This is a genomic window from Salinibacterium sp. ZJ70, assembly GCF_011751865.2.
Lineage (GTDB): Bacteria > Actinomycetota > Actinomycetes > Actinomycetales > Microbacteriaceae > Homoserinibacter.
Genome location: NZ_CP061770.1, coordinates 1,435,563 through 1,452,001 on the forward strand (window position 1 = coordinate 1,435,563; position 16,439 = coordinate 1,452,001).

17 protein-coding genes are annotated in these 16,439 nt (G+C 68.4%); 8 read left to right on the forward strand and 9 right to left on the reverse strand.

All coding sequences use genetic code 11. The features are described from left to right. The first annotated feature begins 23 nt into the window (after positions 1 to 23). Complete coding sequence (locus tag HCR12_RS06780) at positions 24 to 656, forward strand: TetR family transcriptional regulator (RefSeq protein WP_166864324.1); 633 nt, start codon at positions 24 to 26, stop codon at positions 654 to 656. After that, complete coding sequence (locus HCR12_RS06785) at positions 653 to 1,012, forward strand: hypothetical protein (RefSeq protein ID WP_166864328.1); 360 nt, start codon at positions 653 to 655, stop codon at positions 1,010 to 1,012. The genes HCR12_RS06780 and HCR12_RS06785 overlap by 4 nt, the downstream gene beginning before the upstream one ends. A gap of 142 nt (positions 1,013 to 1,154) precedes the next feature. On the opposite strand, the gene HCR12_RS06790 is transcribed toward HCR12_RS06785, so the two are convergent. The 7 genes from HCR12_RS06790 to HCR12_RS06820 form a co-directional block, all read right to left on the reverse strand. Then, positions 1,155 to 1,484: a metal-sulfur cluster assembly factor gene (locus HCR12_RS06790; protein ID WP_166864333.1), complete on the reverse strand. Its 330-nt coding sequence runs from the start codon at positions 1,482 to 1,484 to the stop codon at positions 1,155 to 1,157. Between the two features lie 27 nt (positions 1,485 to 1,511). Continuing rightward, positions 1,512 to 2,270: a Fe-S cluster assembly ATPase SufC gene (gene sufC, locus HCR12_RS06795; RefSeq protein ID WP_166864338.1), complete on the reverse strand. Its 759-nt coding sequence runs from the start codon at positions 2,268 to 2,270 to the stop codon at positions 1,512 to 1,514. A 14-nt stretch (positions 2,271 to 2,284) separates the two neighbouring features. After that, positions 2,285 to 2,611 carry a non-heme iron oxygenase ferredoxin subunit gene (locus HCR12_RS06800; protein ID WP_166864341.1) on the reverse strand — a complete coding sequence of 109 codons (327 nt, stop codon included), beginning with the start codon at positions 2,609 to 2,611 and terminating at the stop codon, positions 2,285 to 2,287. Continuing rightward, a complete protein-coding gene (gene sufD, locus HCR12_RS06805; RefSeq protein ID WP_224763299.1) occupies positions 2,608 to 3,777 on the reverse strand; it encodes a Fe-S cluster assembly protein SufD in 1,170 nt (389 codons plus the stop codon). Before sufD ends, HCR12_RS06800 begins: the two co-directional genes overlap by 4 nt. Then, positions 3,777 to 5,195: a Fe-S cluster assembly protein SufB gene (gene sufB, locus HCR12_RS06810; RefSeq protein WP_166864344.1), complete on the reverse strand. Its 1,419-nt coding sequence runs from the start codon at positions 5,193 to 5,195 to the stop codon at positions 3,777 to 3,779. The genes sufD and sufB overlap by 1 nt, the downstream gene beginning before the upstream one ends. A 146-nt stretch (positions 5,196 to 5,341) precedes the next feature. Further along, positions 5,342 to 6,310, reverse strand: coding sequence for a COX15/CtaA family protein (locus tag HCR12_RS06815; protein WP_166864347.1), 969 nt, complete (start codon positions 6,308 to 6,310; stop codon positions 5,342 to 5,344). 8 nt (positions 6,311 to 6,318) lie between these two features. Continuing rightward, on the reverse strand, positions 6,319 to 7,221 hold the full coding sequence (locus HCR12_RS06820) for a heme o synthase (protein WP_166867207.1): 903 nt from the start codon (positions 7,219 to 7,221) through the stop codon (positions 6,319 to 6,321). A gap of 331 nt (positions 7,222 to 7,552) precedes the next feature. Here HCR12_RS06820 and tkt point away from each other — a divergent pair, with 331 nt between their 5' ends. From tkt to pgl, 6 genes are read left to right on the forward strand one after another with little or no spacing between them, the layout of a single operon-like run. Further along, positions 7,553 to 9,649, forward strand: a complete 2,097-nt coding sequence (gene tkt, locus HCR12_RS06825; RefSeq protein WP_166864350.1) for a transketolase — start codon at positions 7,553 to 7,555, stop codon at positions 9,647 to 9,649. 30 nt (positions 9,650 to 9,679) lie between these two features. Continuing rightward, positions 9,680 to 10,798 (forward strand): transaldolase, encoded by a 1,119-nt coding sequence (gene tal / locus HCR12_RS06830; RefSeq protein WP_166864353.1) that lies wholly within the window; start codon positions 9,680 to 9,682, stop codon positions 10,796 to 10,798. Further along, the gene (locus HCR12_RS06835; protein WP_166864356.1) at positions 10,795 to 12,396 is read left to right on the forward strand and encodes a glucose-6-phosphate isomerase; all 1,602 of its coding nucleotides are present in this window, start codon (positions 10,795 to 10,797) and stop codon (positions 12,394 to 12,396) included. The genes tal and HCR12_RS06835 overlap by 4 nt, the downstream gene beginning before the upstream one ends. Next, entirely contained in the window at positions 12,393 to 13,934 is a 1,542-nt protein-coding gene (gene zwf, locus HCR12_RS06840) for a glucose-6-phosphate dehydrogenase (RefSeq protein WP_166864359.1), read from the forward strand. Before HCR12_RS06835 ends, zwf begins: the two co-directional genes overlap by 4 nt. A gap of 17 nt (positions 13,935 to 13,951) precedes the next feature. Next, entirely contained in the window at positions 13,952 to 14,908 is a 957-nt protein-coding gene (locus HCR12_RS06845) for a glucose-6-phosphate dehydrogenase assembly protein OpcA (RefSeq protein WP_166864361.1), read from the forward strand. Positions 14,909 to 14,910: 2 nt separating this feature from the next. Further along, positions 14,911 to 15,708, forward strand: a complete 798-nt coding sequence (gene pgl / locus HCR12_RS06850; protein ID WP_166864364.1) for a 6-phosphogluconolactonase — start codon at positions 14,911 to 14,913, stop codon at positions 15,706 to 15,708. 60 nt (positions 15,709 to 15,768) lie between these two features. Here pgl and HCR12_RS06855 read toward each other — a convergent pair whose 3' ends face one another. Then, a complete protein-coding gene (locus HCR12_RS06855) occupies positions 15,769 to 16,131 on the reverse strand; it encodes an RNA polymerase-binding protein RbpA (protein WP_166864368.1) in 363 nt (120 codons plus the stop codon). Positions 16,132 to 16,166: 35 nt separating this feature from the next. Next, positions 16,167 to 16,430 (reverse strand): preprotein translocase subunit SecG, encoded by a 264-nt coding sequence (secG, locus tag HCR12_RS06860; protein ID WP_166864371.1) that lies wholly within the window; start codon positions 16,428 to 16,430, stop codon positions 16,167 to 16,169. Positions 16,431 to 16,439: the final 9 nt, after the last annotated feature.

Sequence of the window (16,439 nt, forward strand, 5' to 3'; positions counted from 1 at the left end):
ACGCCGTTCAGTATAGTGAGAGCATGAGCGGCACGCGCAACACGCAACGGCATGATCGAGTCTCTGTCGTCGATGCGGCTCTTCGCATCCTCGACGAGCACGGACTTCCCGAACTCACCATGCGTCGGCTCGCCGCCGCCCTCGACGTGCAGCCGAGCGCCCTCTACCACCACTTCCCCAACAAGCAGACGCTTCTCGCAGCCGTGGCCGACCGCATCCAGAGCCACGCGCGCCCCACGCCCCACGAGCGCCTCGATTGGCGCTCCGCCGCCGTCACCGAAGCCACCCTCATCCGCGACGCCCTCCTCGCCTACCGGGACGGCGCCGAGGTGGTGCTCAGCACCCGCGCACTCGGCCTCGGCAGCGATGAGGCCCACGCGCGACTTGCGGCGGCACTGCGCCGCGGTCACGACCAGGAGACGAGCGACCTCGTCGCGACCGCGCTGCTGCACCTCATCCTGGGCGACGCCACCCTCACCCAGCAGCGCATCCAAGCCGACAGTCTGGGCGTCGTGGCACCGGACGCCGCCGTCGATGCGCCCAGCGCCCTCCCGAGCGATATGGCGTTCCTCGTGGGGGTCGAGCTCATCCTCGCCGGACTCGACGATCACCTGACCCGTCAACGCGACAGCGTGGGCGACGGAGGCCGACGGTGACCACATCCGCTGCAGTACCCAGCCGCGCTGACCGGCTCCGCGTCGTCGCGTGGCCCGCCATCGCCACACTCGTGATCGCGCTCTTCGCGTTCCTGCGGATGTGGCAGCTTGCGATTCCCGTGCCAGAAGGCACCGTGTGCGCCGCGGTCATGCCGCCGCCCGCCGGGTGCGCAGGAGATGCGCGGATCATGCCGGCGACCGTGTGGAGCGCGATCGTGGGAGTCGCGTCGATCGTGACCATCGGACTCGCCCTCAGCGGACGCGCGACGCGTCAGGTCGTGTGGATCGGCGTCGCCCTCACGGGTGCGCTCGCCCTGTTCGGACTGCGCGACGTGGAGCACCTGCCCGGGATGTGATCCCGGGCATCGACGGTGTCGTCAGATGCTGAAGCCAATCCGCTTCGCGGCGCGATCGGCCTGACGACACGTCGGTGTCGTCAGATGCTGAAGCCGATCCGCCTGTCGGCGGCGCAATTGGTACTGAGAGCCCACCGGGCTCTCAGATGCTGAAACCAATTGCGCGCATCATGTCGCGGCCGTCGTCGGTGATGCGCTCCGGACCCCACGGGGGCATCCACACCCAGTTGAGGCGGAAGCGCTCCACGATGCCGTCGAGCGACTGACCGATCTGCTCCTCGATGACATCCGTCAGCGGGCAGCCCGCCGACGTGAGGGTCATCGAGATGATGAGCGCATCGTTCTCCTCGTCCCACGCGAGGTCGTAGATGAGTCCGAGGTCGACGATGTTGACCCCGAGCTCGGGGTCGATGACGTCCTTCAGTCCCTCTTCGACCTTGTTGAAGAGTTCGGTTTCGAGCGAAACAGCCATGGTCTCAGGCTACGCGGCGCGCGGCGTTTACGCCTGGGCCACGAGGTAGCGGTCGTAGCCCTCGTTCTCGAGGCGCTCGGCGAGTTCCGGGCCGCCCTCCTCCGCCACCTTGCCGTCGACGAACACGTGCACGAAGTCCGGCTTGATGTAGCGCAGGATGCGCGTGTAGTGCGTGATGAGCAGGATGCCGAGACCCGTCTCGGCGTGGGCGCGGTTGACACCCTCCGACACGATCTTGAGCGCGTCGACGTCGAGACCCGAGTCGGTCTCGTCGAGCACGGCGAACTTCGGCTTCAGGAGCTCCAGCTGCAGGATCTCGTGACGCTTCTTCTCGCCGCCCGAGAAGCCCTCGTTGACGTTGCGCGCGGCGAACGACGAATCCATGCGCAGCTTGCTCATGGCCTCCTTGACGGTGCCGCCCCAGTGGCGGATCGAGGGCTCTTCGCCATCGATCGCGGTCTTCGCGGTGCGGAGGAAGTTGGTGACGGTGACGCCGGGGATCTCCACCGGGTACTGCATCGCGAGGAACAGACCGACGCGGGCACGCTCGTCGACGCTCATCTCGAGAACGTCCTGGCCGTCGAACGTGATCGAGCCGCCGTCGACGATGTAGCGCGGGTGGCCCGCGATCGTGTACGCGAGGGTCGACTTGCCGGAGCCGTTGGGGCCCATGACGGCGTGGATCTCACCCGAGTTGATCGTCAGGTCGACGCCCTTGAGGATGTGCTTGGTGCCCTGATCGGTCTCGATCGACACCTTGAGGTCGCGGATCTCCAGAGTGGACATGTTCTTCTCTTCTCTCAGACCGCGAGCGTGGTGCTCGGGTCGACGTACACGTCGCCGTCGAGGATCTCGACAGCGAAGACGGGAACCGGCTCGTAGGCCGGGAGGTTCAGGGGCTTGCCGGTCGCGTACTCGAACTTCGAGCCGTGCGCCCAGCACTCGATGCCATCGTCTTCGACGAAGCCTTCGGACAGCGAGATGTCGCCGTGCGTGCAGGTGTCGCCGATGGCGTGCACGTTGCCGGCGGAGTCGCGCACGACCGAGATCGCGATCCCGTCGAGCACCACGCGGCGCGCGGTCGACGGCGAGAGCTCCTCGACGGCGCACACCTTCTGCGCGGTCATCGGGCTGCCTCCAGCTCGGTCTCGAGCGCCTGGATGAGGCGGGCCTCGAGAGCGGGCTCGCCGATCTGCTGCACGATCTCGCTGAGGAAGCCGAGCACGACGAGGCGTCGCGCCTCGTCCTCGGGGATGCCGCGAGCCTGCAGGTAGAACAGGTGCTCGTCGTCGAAGCGGCCGGTCGCCGAAGCGTGGCCGGCGCCCGCGATGTCGCCCGTCTCGATCTCGAGGTTGGGGATCGAGTCGGCGCGCGTGCCGTCCGAGAGCACGAGGTTGCGGTTCTGCTCGTACGAGTCGGTCCCGGTCGCGTCGCGGCCGATGAGCACGTCGCCCACCCAGACGGTGCGCGCACCCTCGCCGTTGAGCGCACCCTTGTAGGTCACACGACCGCGGGTGTGCGCAGCCTCATGGTGCAGGTACACCTGCTGTTCGAGGTGCTGGCCCGCGTCGGCGAAGTAGACGCCGAGGAGCGTGCCGTCGGCGCCCTCCCCCGCGAGACGCACCGAGGGGTTCACGCGTACGACGGAACCGCCGAGCGAGATGACGATGTGCTTGAGGGTCGCGTTGCGGCCGACGCGCGCGAACTGGCTCGCGAGCTGGATCGCGTCGTCGTCCCACTCCTGCACCGAGACGACCGTGACGTTCGCGTCGTCCTGAACGTCGATCTCCACGCTCTCGACGAGGTTCGCGCTGCCGCGGCTGTCGAGCACGATGAGACCGCTGGAGCCCTTGGTCGCCGTGATCACGGTGTGCGCGGCCCTCGGGGTGCTGCCCAGGTCGGCGCGCGTCACGGTGAGCGCTTCGGCATCACCTTCGAGACGGATGTGCAGCGCGTTCTCGAACGACGAGCGGGCGTTGGCGGTCGCCTTGTCCTCCGGAACCCCGACGGAGCCGATGACGGCATCCGTGCGGTCGATCCACTCGACGCTCGTGCCCGCGGCCTCCGGGTAGAGGATCGCGTACGGCGAGCCGTCGAGTTCGCCGTCGATGAGGTGGCGCACCTTCTCGACAGGCGTGAGCTTCCACTCGATCTCCCGACCGGTGACCTCGGGGAACGCCGCCGGATCGACCGACGCGAAGCGCTCAGAACGGGTCTGGACCGGGACGAGTCCCCATCCTCCGTGCGAGTGCTCCGTCAGGCCGTGCTGTGCAGTCTGAACGGGGGCCGACACTATCCGACGCTGCCTTCCATGCTCATCTCGATGAGCTTGTTGAGTTCGAGTGCGTATTCCATGGGCAGTTCGCGTGCGATCGGCTCGATGAAGCCGCGCACGATCATCGCCATCGCTTCGTCTTCGGGAAGACCGCGCGACTGGAGGTAGAAGAGCTGCTCCTCGCTCACGCGCGAGACCGTGGCCTCGTGCCCGAGCTGCACGTCATCGACGCGGATGTCGATCGCCGGGTAGGTGTCCGAGCGCGAGATCGTGTCGACGAGCAGGGCGTCGCAGCGCACCGTGTTGGCGGAGTGGTGCGCATTCGCGTCCACCCGCACCTCGCCGCGGTATCCCGCGCGGCCGCCGCCACGCGCGATCGACTTCGACACGATCGAGCTCGTCGTGTACGGAGCCATGTGGATCATCTTCGCGCCGGCATCCTGGTGCTGACCGGGACCCGCGAACGCGACCGAGAGCGTCTCGCCCTTCGCGTGCTCGCCCACGAGGAAGATCGAGGGGTACTTCATCGTCACCTTGGAGCCGATGTTGCCGTCGATCCACTCCATGGTGGCGCCGGCTTCGGCGCGCGCGCGCTTCGTGACGAGGTTGTAGACGTTGTTCGACCAGTTCTGGATGGTCGTGTAGCGCACGCGGGCGCCCTTCTTCACGATGATCTCGACGACAGCCGAGTGCAGCGAGTCCGACTTGTAGATCGGCGCGGTGCAGCCCTCGATGTAGTGAACGTACGAGTCTTCGTCGGCGATGATCAGCGTGCGCTCGAACTGGCCCATGTTCTCCGTGTTGATGCGGAAGTAGGCCTGCAGCGGGATCTCGACGCGGACGCCCTTGGGCACGTAGACGAACGAGCCGCCCGACCACACCGCGGTGTTGAGCGCCGCGAACTTGTTGTCGCCCGAGGGGATGACGGTGCCGAAGTACTCCTGGAAGAACTCGGGGTGCTCACGCAGCGCCGTGTCGGTGTCCATGAAGATGACGCCCTGAGCTTCCAGGTCCTCGCGGATCTGGTGGTAGACGACCTCGGACTCGTACTGCGCGGCGACACCCGCGACGAGACGCTGACGCTCCGCCTCCGGGATGCCGAGCTTCTCGTACGTGTTCTTGATGTCCTCCGGAAGGTCCTCCCACGACTGGGCCTGCTTCTCGGTGGAGCGCACGAAGTACTTGATGTTGTCGAAGTCGATGCCGGAGAGGTCGGCGCCCCACGTGGGCATCGGCTTCTTCTCGAAGAGCTGCAGCGCCTTGAGGCGCGTCTTGAGCATCCACTCGGGCTCGTTCTTCAGTGCCGAGATGTCGGTGACGACCTCGGGGTTGATGCCGCGGCGAGCGGAAGCTCCCGCCGCGTCAGGATCGGACCAGCCGAATTCGTACTGTCCGAGGCCCTCGAGCTCCGGACGGTCGATGAGCACGTCTGACATGTGGGCTACCTCTCTTCCACCGAAGCGAACCATCACGTTCGTGTCGGTATTGCGGGTGCGGATGCAGTTCGCGGGCCGCCGTGAGGCGATTCGATCCCGCGGAGCGCGTTCGCGCATCCAAACGCCAATCTTACAGGCTCAGGCCCTCACTCACCGGTACGCACGAGGGTTCGCGGCTCGGTGATGTCGAGGTGAGAATCGCGCACGGCGAAGAGCTGAGGATCCGTGTCGAGGACGACGCGGAGCGCGCCGACCCAGACCATCGCGCCGAGCACCACGTGGGCCGCCACGAGCAGCTCCGGGATGCCGATGAGCGACTGCACGACCCCGAGCGCCATCTGCGCGAGAAGCGCGACGAGGAAGAACCCGATGCGCGTGAGGGCGAGCTCGCCACCCGCCTCCGTGCGGAGGCGGAAGGCCAGCACGACGACGAATGCGAGCACGAGGAACGCCGCGGCGCCGTGCACGATCGTGATCGTGATCCAGTCGAAGCCCATGCGCGGCACGTCGCTCGAATCGCCCGCGTGGGGCCCGGATCCGGTCACGAGCGTGCCCGTGACGACGAGCACGAAGGTGGAGGCGAGGAGCGCCCATGAGAGCGCACGGGAGCCAGCCGAGGGGCGCGGACCGCGCCCGCCGGTCCAGCGCGCGCGGTGCCAGGTGAACGTCGCACAGGCGAGCAGGCCCATCGCGAGCAGGAAGTGCGTCGCGACCGTCCAGGGGTTCAGCTCGAGGAGCACCGTGATGCCGCCCGCGATGGCGTTCAGCACCACGAGCCAGAACATCGACCAGGCGAGGCGGGTGAGCATGCGGTCGCGCGGGTTCTGCAGGCGCGCGGCGACGATCGCCCAGCCGACCGCGAAGATCAGCAGGAAGGTGACCATGCGGTTGCCGAACTCGATCGCGCCGTGGATGCCGAGCTCGGGTGTCGCGATGAGCGAATCCGAGGTGCACAGCGGCCACGTGGGGCAGCCGAGCCCCGATCCGGTGACGCGCACCGTCACTCCCCCGAGAACGATGAGGATGCTCGTGACGAGCGCGGCGTTGGTTCCCCAGCGCAGCGCGCGGGTGCCGAGCGTCCAGCGTTCGGCGGCCCAGCCCAGAGGTGTTCGCATGCCCACGATCAGAGGGTGATGGGGATGTAGACGAGCGGGTCGATGCCGACCGCGAGGAACACGAGCGTGAGGTACGTGATGCTCGCGTGGAACACGCGCATCGGCTTGACCTCGCCGGGGCGGATGGCGGCCGCGTAGAGCCGGTGCGATTCGACGATGAACCAGAGGCCCGCAAGCCCCGCGAGGACCAGGTAGATCATGCCCATCGGTGCGAGCGGGATCACGAGCAGCGAGCACACGACCGTCGCCCACGCGTAGAGAACGACCTGCAACCCGACCGTCGAGCGCCCGCGCACGACCGCGAGCATCGGCACCTCGGCCGCCGCGTAGTCGTCCCGGAAGCGCATCGACAGCGGCCAGTAGTGCGGAGGCGTCCACAGGAACACGATGCCGAAGAGGATCACGGGGACCCACGACAGCGTGCCCGTCACAGCGGCCCAGCCGATCAGCACCGGCATGCAGCCGGCGACGCCGCCCCACACGATGTTCTGCGGGGTGCGGCGCTTCAGGATGAGCGAGTAGAGAACGACGTACAGCAGGATCGCGGCGAGCGAGAGCGCCGCGGCGAGCGGGGTGGTGAACACCCAGAGGATCGCGATCGACAGGATGCCGATGATCCATCCGAAGACGAGAGCCTCACGAGGCGACACCTCGCCCGTGACGAGGGGGCGGTTGCTCGTGCGCTTCATGACCGCGTCGATGTCGCGGTCGATGTAGCAGTTGAAGACGCCAGCGCTGGCGGCGGAGAGGCTGCCGCCGATGAGCGTCGCGATCACGAGACCCAGGAAGTGCAGGTCGAGCTCGCCGCCTGCGGCGAGAACCATGACGGGTGCGGTGGTGACGAGGAGGAGCTCGATCACGCGGGGCTTGGTGAGCGCCACGTACGCCTTGATCTTGCGACCGAGCGTCATCGTGCCGACGGGCGCAGCAGAAACGGCGCCTTCAGGGGGAACGGTCGACTCCGCGACGGGGGCGCTCTGGGCGGAAGGGTGCATAGCTCCTCGGATCACTGGGCTCGCACAAGTCTATGTCGCGCGATCCTGAAGTACCGCCGTGACGCGGGTTCCGGCGTCTGCATGGCTCACTCGCTATGCTCGGAGGTGCTCGCCGTCCGTGCGCGTGAACCTCATCTTCTCCCCCGATGGTGCGGTCGTGCGCGGTGCGCCGTCGAAGTCCGATTCGGCGAGCGGACACCACCTCGGGGCGCCCAGACTGCCCCGCATCCGAAAGGTCGACATTTCAGTGGCAGCACTCAATTGGGACGCGCTTGACGACAAGGCCGTGGACACGGCCCGAGTTCTCGCGGCAGACGCCGTGGAGAAGGTCGGCAACGGCCACCCCGGAACGGCGATGAGCCTCGCGCCCGCCGCATACCTCCTGTTCCAGAAGGTCATGCGCCACGACCCGAGCGACACCCACTGGATCGGCCGGGACCGCTTCATCCTGTCCGCCGGACACAGCTCGCTCACGCAGTACGTGCAGCTCTACCTGGGCGGTTACGGACTCGAGCTCGACGACATCAAGTCGCTGCGCACGTGGGGCTCCAAGACCCCCGGCCACCCTGAGTACGGCCACACCGACGGCGTCGAGATCACGACCGGCCCGCTCGGCCAGGGCATCTCCTCCGCCGTCGGCTTCGCCTACGCGCAGCGCTTCGAGCGCGGCCTGTTCGACCCGGACGCCGCTGACCTCGCGAGCCCCTTCGACCACTTCACCTACGTCATCGCGGGCGACGGCGACCTGCAGGAGGGTGTGAGCGCCGAGGCATCGTCGCTCGCCGGCCACCAGCAGCTCGGCAACCTGATCGCCATCTACGACTCGAACAAGATCTCGATCGAGGACGACACCGACATCGCGTTCACCGAGGATGTCGCCGCGCGCTACGAGGCGTACGGCTGGCAGGTGCTCACGGTCGACTGGAAGAAGTCGGGCGAGTACGTCGAGGACGTCCACGAGCTCTACGACGCGATCCTCGCCGCCCAGGCGGAGCGCGGCAAGCCGAGCCTCATCATCCTCAAGACGATCATCGGCTACCCGAGCCCCAAGAAGCAGAACACCGGAAAGATCCACGGCTCCGCTCTCGGTGCCGAGGAGCTCGCGGGCCTCAAGCAGGTGCTCGGCTTCGACCCCGAGAAGACCTTCGAGGTCGCGGATGAGGTCATCGCCCACACCCGCAAGGCCGTCGAACGCGGCCGGGCCATCCACGCCGAGTGGCAGAAGGGCTTCGACGCCTGGGCCGCCGCCAACCCCGAGAAGAAGGCGCTCTTCGATCGGATCGAGTCGGGCGAGCTGCCCGCGGGGCTCGACGACGCGCTCCCCGTCTTCGAGGCGGGAACCGATGTCTCGACGCGCGCCGCATCCGGCAAGGTCCTCGGCGCCGTCGGCGCCGTCATGCCCGAGCTGTGGGGCGGATCGGCGGACCTCGCCGAGTCGAACCTGACCACCATCGCGGGCGCGCAGTCGTTCATCCCGTCGGAGTGGTCGACGCACGAGTGGACCGGCAACCCGTACGGCCGCACGCTCCACTTCGGCATCCGCGAGCACGCCATGGGCGCGATCATCAACGGCATCGTCCTGCACGGCAAGACGCGCGCCTACGGTGGCACGTTCCTCATCTTCAGCGACTACATGCGTCCGGCAGTCCGTCTCGCCGCGCTCATGAAGGTTCCGTCGATCTTCGTCTGGACGCACGACTCGGTCGCGCTCGGCGAGGACGGCCCCACTCACCAGCCGATCGAGCAGCTCACGACGCTGCGCGCCATCCCCGGTCTCGACATCGTCCGCCCCGCGGACGCCAACGAGGTCGCCTGGGCGTGGAAGACGATCCTCGAGCGTCGCGAGACCCCCGCGGGCATCGCGCTCAGCCGTCAGAACCTCCCCGTGTTCGCGCGCGGCGAGGGCGCTGCGGAGGGCGACACGCTCGCATCCGCCTCGAACGTCGCGCGCGGCGCGTACGTTCTCGCGGAGGCAGCCGGAGGCAACCCCGACGTCATCCTCATCGCGACGGGCTCCGAGGTGCAGTTCGCCCTCGAGGCGCGCGAGAACCTCCAGGCCGAAGGCATCGCGGCACGCGTCGTCTCGGTGCCGAGCCAGGAGTGGTTCGCCGAGCAGGACGCCGAGTACCGCGAGTCGGTCCTCCCCGCGGCGGTCACGGCCCGCGTCTCGGTCGAGGCCGGTCTCGCGCTCACCTGGGCGCCCTACCTCGGGGCGCACGGCCGCTCGGTCTCGATCGAGCACTTCGGCGCCTCGGCCGACTACAAGACCCTCTACCGCGAGTTCGGAATCACCACCGAGGCAGTCGTCCAGGCCGCCAAGGACTCGATCGCCGCCGCCTCCTGAGATCCGATACACGGAAGAAGATTCGAGAACATGACTGAGACCACCCCCACCCCCACCCAGCAGCTCTCCGACATCGGCGTCAGCATCTGGCTCGACGACCTGTCGCGCGAGCGCATCGCGTCGGGAGGGCTCGAGAAGCTCATCGCCGAACGCAACGTCGTCGGCGTCACCACCAACCCCACGATCTTCGCGTCCGCTCTCGCCAAGGGCGAGGCGTACGACGCGCAGGTCGCGAAGCTCGCCGCATCGGGCGCGACCGTCACCGAGGCCGTCTTCGACATCACCACGGATGACGTGGCGTCGGCCTCCGACATCTTCCGCGGCATCTACGACGCCACGGGCGGAGTCGACGGTCGCGTGTCGATCGAGGTCGAGCCGGGCCTCGCGCGCGACGCCGCCGGTACGATCGCGCAGGCCAAGGAGCTGTGGGCCAAGCTCGACCGCCCCAACGCGATGATCAAGATCCCCGCGACCATCGAGGGCCTCGAGGCCATCACGGAGGTCATCGGTGCGGGCATCAGCGTCAACGTGACCCTCATCTTCAGCCTCGAGCGTCACCGCGCCGTCATCGACGCCTACCTCGCCGGACTCGAGAAGGCGCAGGCCGCAGGCATCGACCTCTCGACCATCCACTCGGTCGCGTCGTTCTTCGTGTCGCGCGTCGACAGCGAGATCGACAAGCGTCTCGAGGCGATCGGCAGCGAGGAGGCTCTCGCGCTCAAGTCGAAGGCGGGCATCGCCAACGCGCAGCTCGCCTACGAGCTGTTCGAGAACGAATTCGCCACCGAGCGCGCACAGGCGCTTCTCGCCGCCGGCGCCCACAAGCAGCGTCCCCTCTGGGCGTCCACCGGCGTCAAGGACCCGTCGCTCCCCGACACGCTCTACGTGACCGAGCTCGCCGTCGACGGCGTCGTCAACACGATGCCGGAGAAGACCCTCGAGGCCACGTTCGACCACGCGCCCCTGCACGGCGACGCCGTCACCGGCTCGTACGCCGAAGCGAAGGGCGTCCTCGAGGCGATCGCCGCGGTGGGCGTCGACTACGACGACGTCACCGCGCTCCTCGAGCGAGAGGGCGTCGAGAAGTTCATCGTGTCGTGGAACGAACTCCTCGACACCGTGACCGCTGCGCTCGAGGCTGCGAAGTGACGGTCACCATCGCGGCGACCGGTGCGGCGGCCGATGCCGTCGCACGCGTCGTGCCGCAGCTCGTGACGGACGGCGTCGCGGGGGCGATCACCGCCCAGGATCCGACCCTCTGGGGTCCCGAGGCAGAAGCCGAGTCGGCGATCCGCCTCGGCTGGACCGAGGCTGTCGCGATCTCGCGTCCGCTCGTCGACGACATCATCGCGCTGCGCGACGCGCTCCGTGCGAAGGGCGTCGACCGCATCGTGCTCGGCGGAATGGGCGGCTCCTCGCTCGCACCCGAGGTCATCACGCGCACGTTCGGCGTGCCGCTCGTCGTGCTCGATTCCACCGACCCCGAGCAGGTGCGCGGCGCGCTCGACGGCGATCTCACCCGCACGGCCGTCGTCGTCTCGTCGAAGTCCGGTTCGACCGTCGAGACCGACAGCCACAAGCGCATCTTCACCGCCGCGTTCGAGCAGGCGGGGATCGACCCGACCGAGCGCATCGTCATCGTGACCGACCCTGGATCGCCGCTCGACCAGTCGGCACGCGCCGACGGCTTCCGCGTCTTCAACGCCGACCCCAACGTCGGCGGCCGCTACTCGGCGCTCACGGCCTTCGGACTCGTGCCGTCGGGCCTCGCAGGCGTCGACATCGCCGAGCTCCTCGATGAGGCCGAGGCGGTCTCGGTCGAGCTCGCACTCGACCAGCCGACGAACCCCGGACTCGTTCTGGGCGCCATCATCGCCGGCACGAAGCCCCTCAAGAACAAGCTCGGCATCGTCTCCGACGGCACCCACATCGTGGGCTTCGGCGACTGGGCGGAGCAGCTCATCGCAGAGTCGACCGGCAAGCACGGCACCGGTGTGCTCCCCGTCGTCCTCGAGAAGGACGCCCCCGAGCTCTCGGCTGGACTCGAGGACCTCCAGGTGGTGCGCATCGTGCGCAATGCGCGCGCCACCCACGAGGTGAACCCGGGCGAGGTGGAGATCGCCGGCACGCTCGGCGCGCAGCTCCTCGTCTGGGAGTACGCGACCGCTGTCGCGGGCCGCCTGCTCGGCATCAACCCGTTCGACCAGCCCGACGTCGAGTCGGCGAAGACCGCCGCTCGTGCGCTCATCGACGACCTGCAGCCGCCCGCTGCGCCGCTCTTCACCGAGGGTGGGATCGCCGTGCGCGCCCAGCAGCTCGACCTCGCGGGTGTCGAGACGGTCGAGGGCGCCCTCGACGCGCTCCTCGCCGCCCTCCCGGCAGACGGCTACATCTCGATCCAGGCCTACCTCGACCGCATCGCCTACCCGGAGCTCGAAGAGCTGCGCGCGGCGCTCGCTGCGCGCACCGGTCGCCCGGTGACCTTCGGTTGGGGCCCGCGATTCCTGCACTCGACCGGTCAGTTCCACAAGGGCGGTCCCGCGGTGGGCGTGTTCCTGCAGCTGCTCGGCGACAGCCCCGAGGATCTCGAGATCCCTGGCCGACCGTTCACCTTCGGTCAGCTCATCCAGGCACAGGCGGCAGGCGACGCGAATGTTCTCGCGGGTCTGGGCCGCCCCGTGCTGAGCCTCACGCTCGGCGACGTCCGCGCCGACGGCACCCGACTGCGCGAGCTCGCAACGCGATGACCGTCGAGATCAGCGCGGGGAGCAACCCCCTCCGCGTGGCGGCGGACCGGCGACTCAACCGCATCGCCGGCCCGTCCAGCCTCGTGATCTTCGGCGTCACCGGGGATCTGTCGCGCAAGAAGCTCATGCCCGCGGTCTACGACCTCGCGAACCGCGGCCTGCTGCCGCCGGGCTTCGCGCTCGTCGGCTTCGCGCGTCGCGAATGGGCCCACCAGGACTTCGAGAAGGAGGTGCACGACGCGGTCAAGAAGTACGCGCGCACCCCCTTCGACGAGGACGTGTGGCGTCAGCTCGCGCAGGGCATCCGCTTCGTGCAGGGCGAATTCGACGACGACTCGGCGTTCGACCGTCTCAAGGAGACCCTCGCCGAACTCGACGCGAACCGCGGCACGATGGGCAACCACGCCTTCTACCTGTCGATCCCGCCGAAGTCGTTCCCGCTCGTCACCGAGCAGCTGCGTCGTTCCGGTCTCGCCGAGCAGGTGGATGGCCGTTGGAGCCGCGTCGTCATCGAGAAGCCGTTCGGCCACAACCTGCAGACGGCGCGTGAGCTGAACGCGGTCGTCGAGTCCGTGTTCCCGCCCGACAGCGTGTTCCGCATCGACCACTACCTCGGCAAGGAGACGGTTCAGAACATCCTCGCGATCCGCTTCGCGAACCAGCTCTACGAACCCCTCTGGAACGCCAACCACGTCGACCACGTGCAGATCACGATGGCCGAGGACATCGGTGTCGGCGGTCGCGCCGGCTACTACGACGGCATCGGCGCGGCACGCGACGTCATTCAGAACCACCTCCTGCAGCTTCTCGCCCTCACGGCGATGGAGGAGCCGGTGTCCTTCGACGCGTCGCACCTGCGCGCCGAGAAGGAGAAGGTGCTCTCGGCGGTCAAGCTGCCCGAGGACCTGTCCACGGCGACTGCGCGCGGACAGTACTCGAGCGGATGGCAGGGCGGCGAGTACGTTCCCGGCTTCCTCGACGAGGACGGCATGAACCCGCAGTCGGTCACCGAGACCTACGCGGCGCTGAAGCTCGAGATCAACACCCGCCGCTGGGCCGGTGTGCCGTTCTATCTGCGTGCGGGCAAGCGTCTCGGACGCCGTGTCACGGAGATCGCGGTCGTGTTCAAGCGCGCGCCGCAGTATCTGTTCGAGGAGTCGCAGACCTCCGCCCTCGGCCAGAACGCGCTCGTCATCCGCGTGCAGCCCGACGAGGGCGTCACGATCCGCTTCGGATCGAAGGTGCCAGGCGCCGGCATGCAGGTGCGCGATGTCACGATGGACTTCGGATACGGTCACGCCTTCACCGAGGCGAGCCCCGAGGCCTACGAGCGTCTCATCCTCGACGTGCTGCTCGGCGACCCGCCGCTCTTCCCCCGCCACGAGGAGGTCGAGCTCAGCTGGAAGATCCTCGACCCCATCGAGGAGTACTGGGAGAGCATCGGCGGCCCCCTTGAGCAGTACAAGCCCGGCACCTGGGGTCCCGCATCCGCCGACGAGCTGCTCGCTCGCGACGGACGCTCCTGGCGTCGACCCTGATCCGGAGAGAACCAGTCATGATCGTCGATCTGCCCGACACCACGACGAGCGCGCTGTCCAAGGCGCTCGTCAAGATCCGCGAAGAGGGCGGCGCCGTCGCCCTCGGCCGCGTGCTCACCCTCGTCATCGCGACGCCCCTGGGCGAGGAGGAGGAGGTCATCGAGGCCGCCAATGACGCCTCGCGCGAGCACCCGATGCGCGTCATCGTGCTCTCCCGCAACCGCGACCGCTCTGGCGAGGAGGCCCGTCTCGATGGGCAGATCCGCGTCGGCGGCGACGCGGGCGCGAGTGAGGTCATCGTGCTGCGCGTGTACGGCGCCGCCGCTTCGGATGAGGAAGGGCTCGTCACGAGCCTCCTGCTTCCCGACGCTCCGGTGGTCGTGTGGTGGCCGCGCACCGCTCCGGACTCCCCCGCTGACTCCGCGCTCGGCCGCATCGCGCAGCGCCGGATCACCGACGCGGGCACGCAGGACGACCCCGTGCGCACGCTCGTTGCGCTCGGCGACCGCTACCGGCCGGGCGACACCGACTTCGCGTGGACCCGCCTCACGCTGTGGCGCGCGCAGCTCGCCGCTGTGCTCGACCAGCCCCCGTACAGCCCTGTCACCGCCGTGACCGTGCGCGGCGCGGCCGACTCCCCCTCGACCGAGCTGCTCGCGGCGTGGCTGTCTCTGCAGCTGCAGGTGCCGGTGACGCTCGAGGTCACGGCCGACCGCGGTTCGAGCGGAATCCACGGCGTCACCCTCGAGCGTCCGACAGGCGCGATCGAGCTCGAGCGCAACGCGCCGGGCATTGCCACGCTGCAGCAGCCGGGCCAGCCGACGCACGACATCTCGCTTCCGCGCCGCAGCCTGCGCGACTGCCTTGCAGAGGAATTGCGTAGGCTCGACCCTGATGACCTCTATGGTGAGGTGATTCAGAAGGGGCTGCCGCTGCTGGCCGCGGCGACCGGCGCCGGGACCGAAAGGAAGTGACCGTGACCCAGCGTCGCGTCCGGGTATACGAGGACAAGCCCACCCTCGCCACCGCCGTTGCGGCGCGCTTCATCAAGCGCATCCGCAAGGTGCTGGAAGCGAAGGGTCATGCGCATGTGGTCCTCACGGGCGGCACGATGGGCGAGGCCGTTCTCACCGCGGTCCGCGAGTCGGATGACCGCGAGCGCATCGACTGGTCGCGCGTCACCTTCTGGTGGGGCGACGAGCGCTACCTCCCGAGCGGCGACGCTGACCGCAACGAGACGCAGGCACGCCGCGCACTGCTCGACGCGCTCAGCCTCGACCCCTCGCAGATCAAGGCGTTCCCTGCGCTCGGCGAACACGAGAGCATCGAGGCGGCCGCATCCGCATACGCCGCAGAGCTCGCGGCGGCAGCCCCAGAGGGCGCGACGCATCCCGTCTTCGACGTGACGTTCCTCGGCGTCGGACCCGACGGCCACGTCGCGTCGCTCTTCCCCGATCACGATGCGGTGCGCGACACCACGAGCATCGTGCTCGCTGAGACCAACTCCCCGAAGCCCCCGCCCGCGCGCCTCACACTCACGCTGGGGGTGCTCAACAGCTCGGAGCGCATCTGGCTGGTGATGGCGGGCGCCGACAAGGCAGGCGCACTCGGACTCACGCTCGCCGACGCGAACCCCCACGACGTCCCCGCTGCTGGCGTCGAGGGCCGCAAGCGCACCGTCTTCTTCGTCGACCGTGACGCGGCATCCGAGGTTCCGGAGAACCTGCTCGTTCGCGAACGCTTCTGGACGGCTGCGCACGACGTGCAGAGCTGACCCCACGTACGACGAAGGCCCCGCCTGAATCAGGCGGGGCCTTCGTCGTATCCGAATCGATCAGCTCGAGACGCTGCCGCGACGCTCACGAAGCTGCTGGAGCGCGTCGTCGAGGATCTGCGTCGCCTCACCCTCGGTGCGGCGCTCCTTCACATACGCGAGGTGCGTCTTGTACGGCTCCGTCTTCTGGAGCTGCGGAGGGTTGTCCTTGTCGCGACCGGCGGGAAGGCCGGTCGCGGGGCTGTCGATGATCTCAGGGATCTCCTCCGCAGCGAGAGTCGCCGCGAAATGCCGAACGGTCTCGTTGCCCTGAGCGTCCCAGTACGAGACAGCAATGCGGTCCGCGTGGTATCCGCGGTCCTGCTCCCCCATGGGGCCTGAACCAACGCGCGAGCCGCGAATGGCGCTGCCGCCCGATGCCATATTGTCTCCTCGAGTGGTGGTGGGAGGTGGCGCGACTACGCGCCGACGCCGAACTTGGTGAGAAGTCCGAGCACCACGATCGAGAAGAACCAGGTGAGGCCCAACGCGACGGTGATGCGGTTGAGGTTGCGCTCGGCAACTCCGGACGCACCGAGGTTCGAGGTCACTCCTCCGCCGAACATGTCCGAGAGGCCGCCGCCGCGTCCCTTGTGAAGCAGGATCATCAGCGTCAGCAAGAGGCTGGTGATGCCGAGCAGGATCTGGAATGCGACCTGCACGATCGACCAGAGAACGTCCATGGGTAGCCT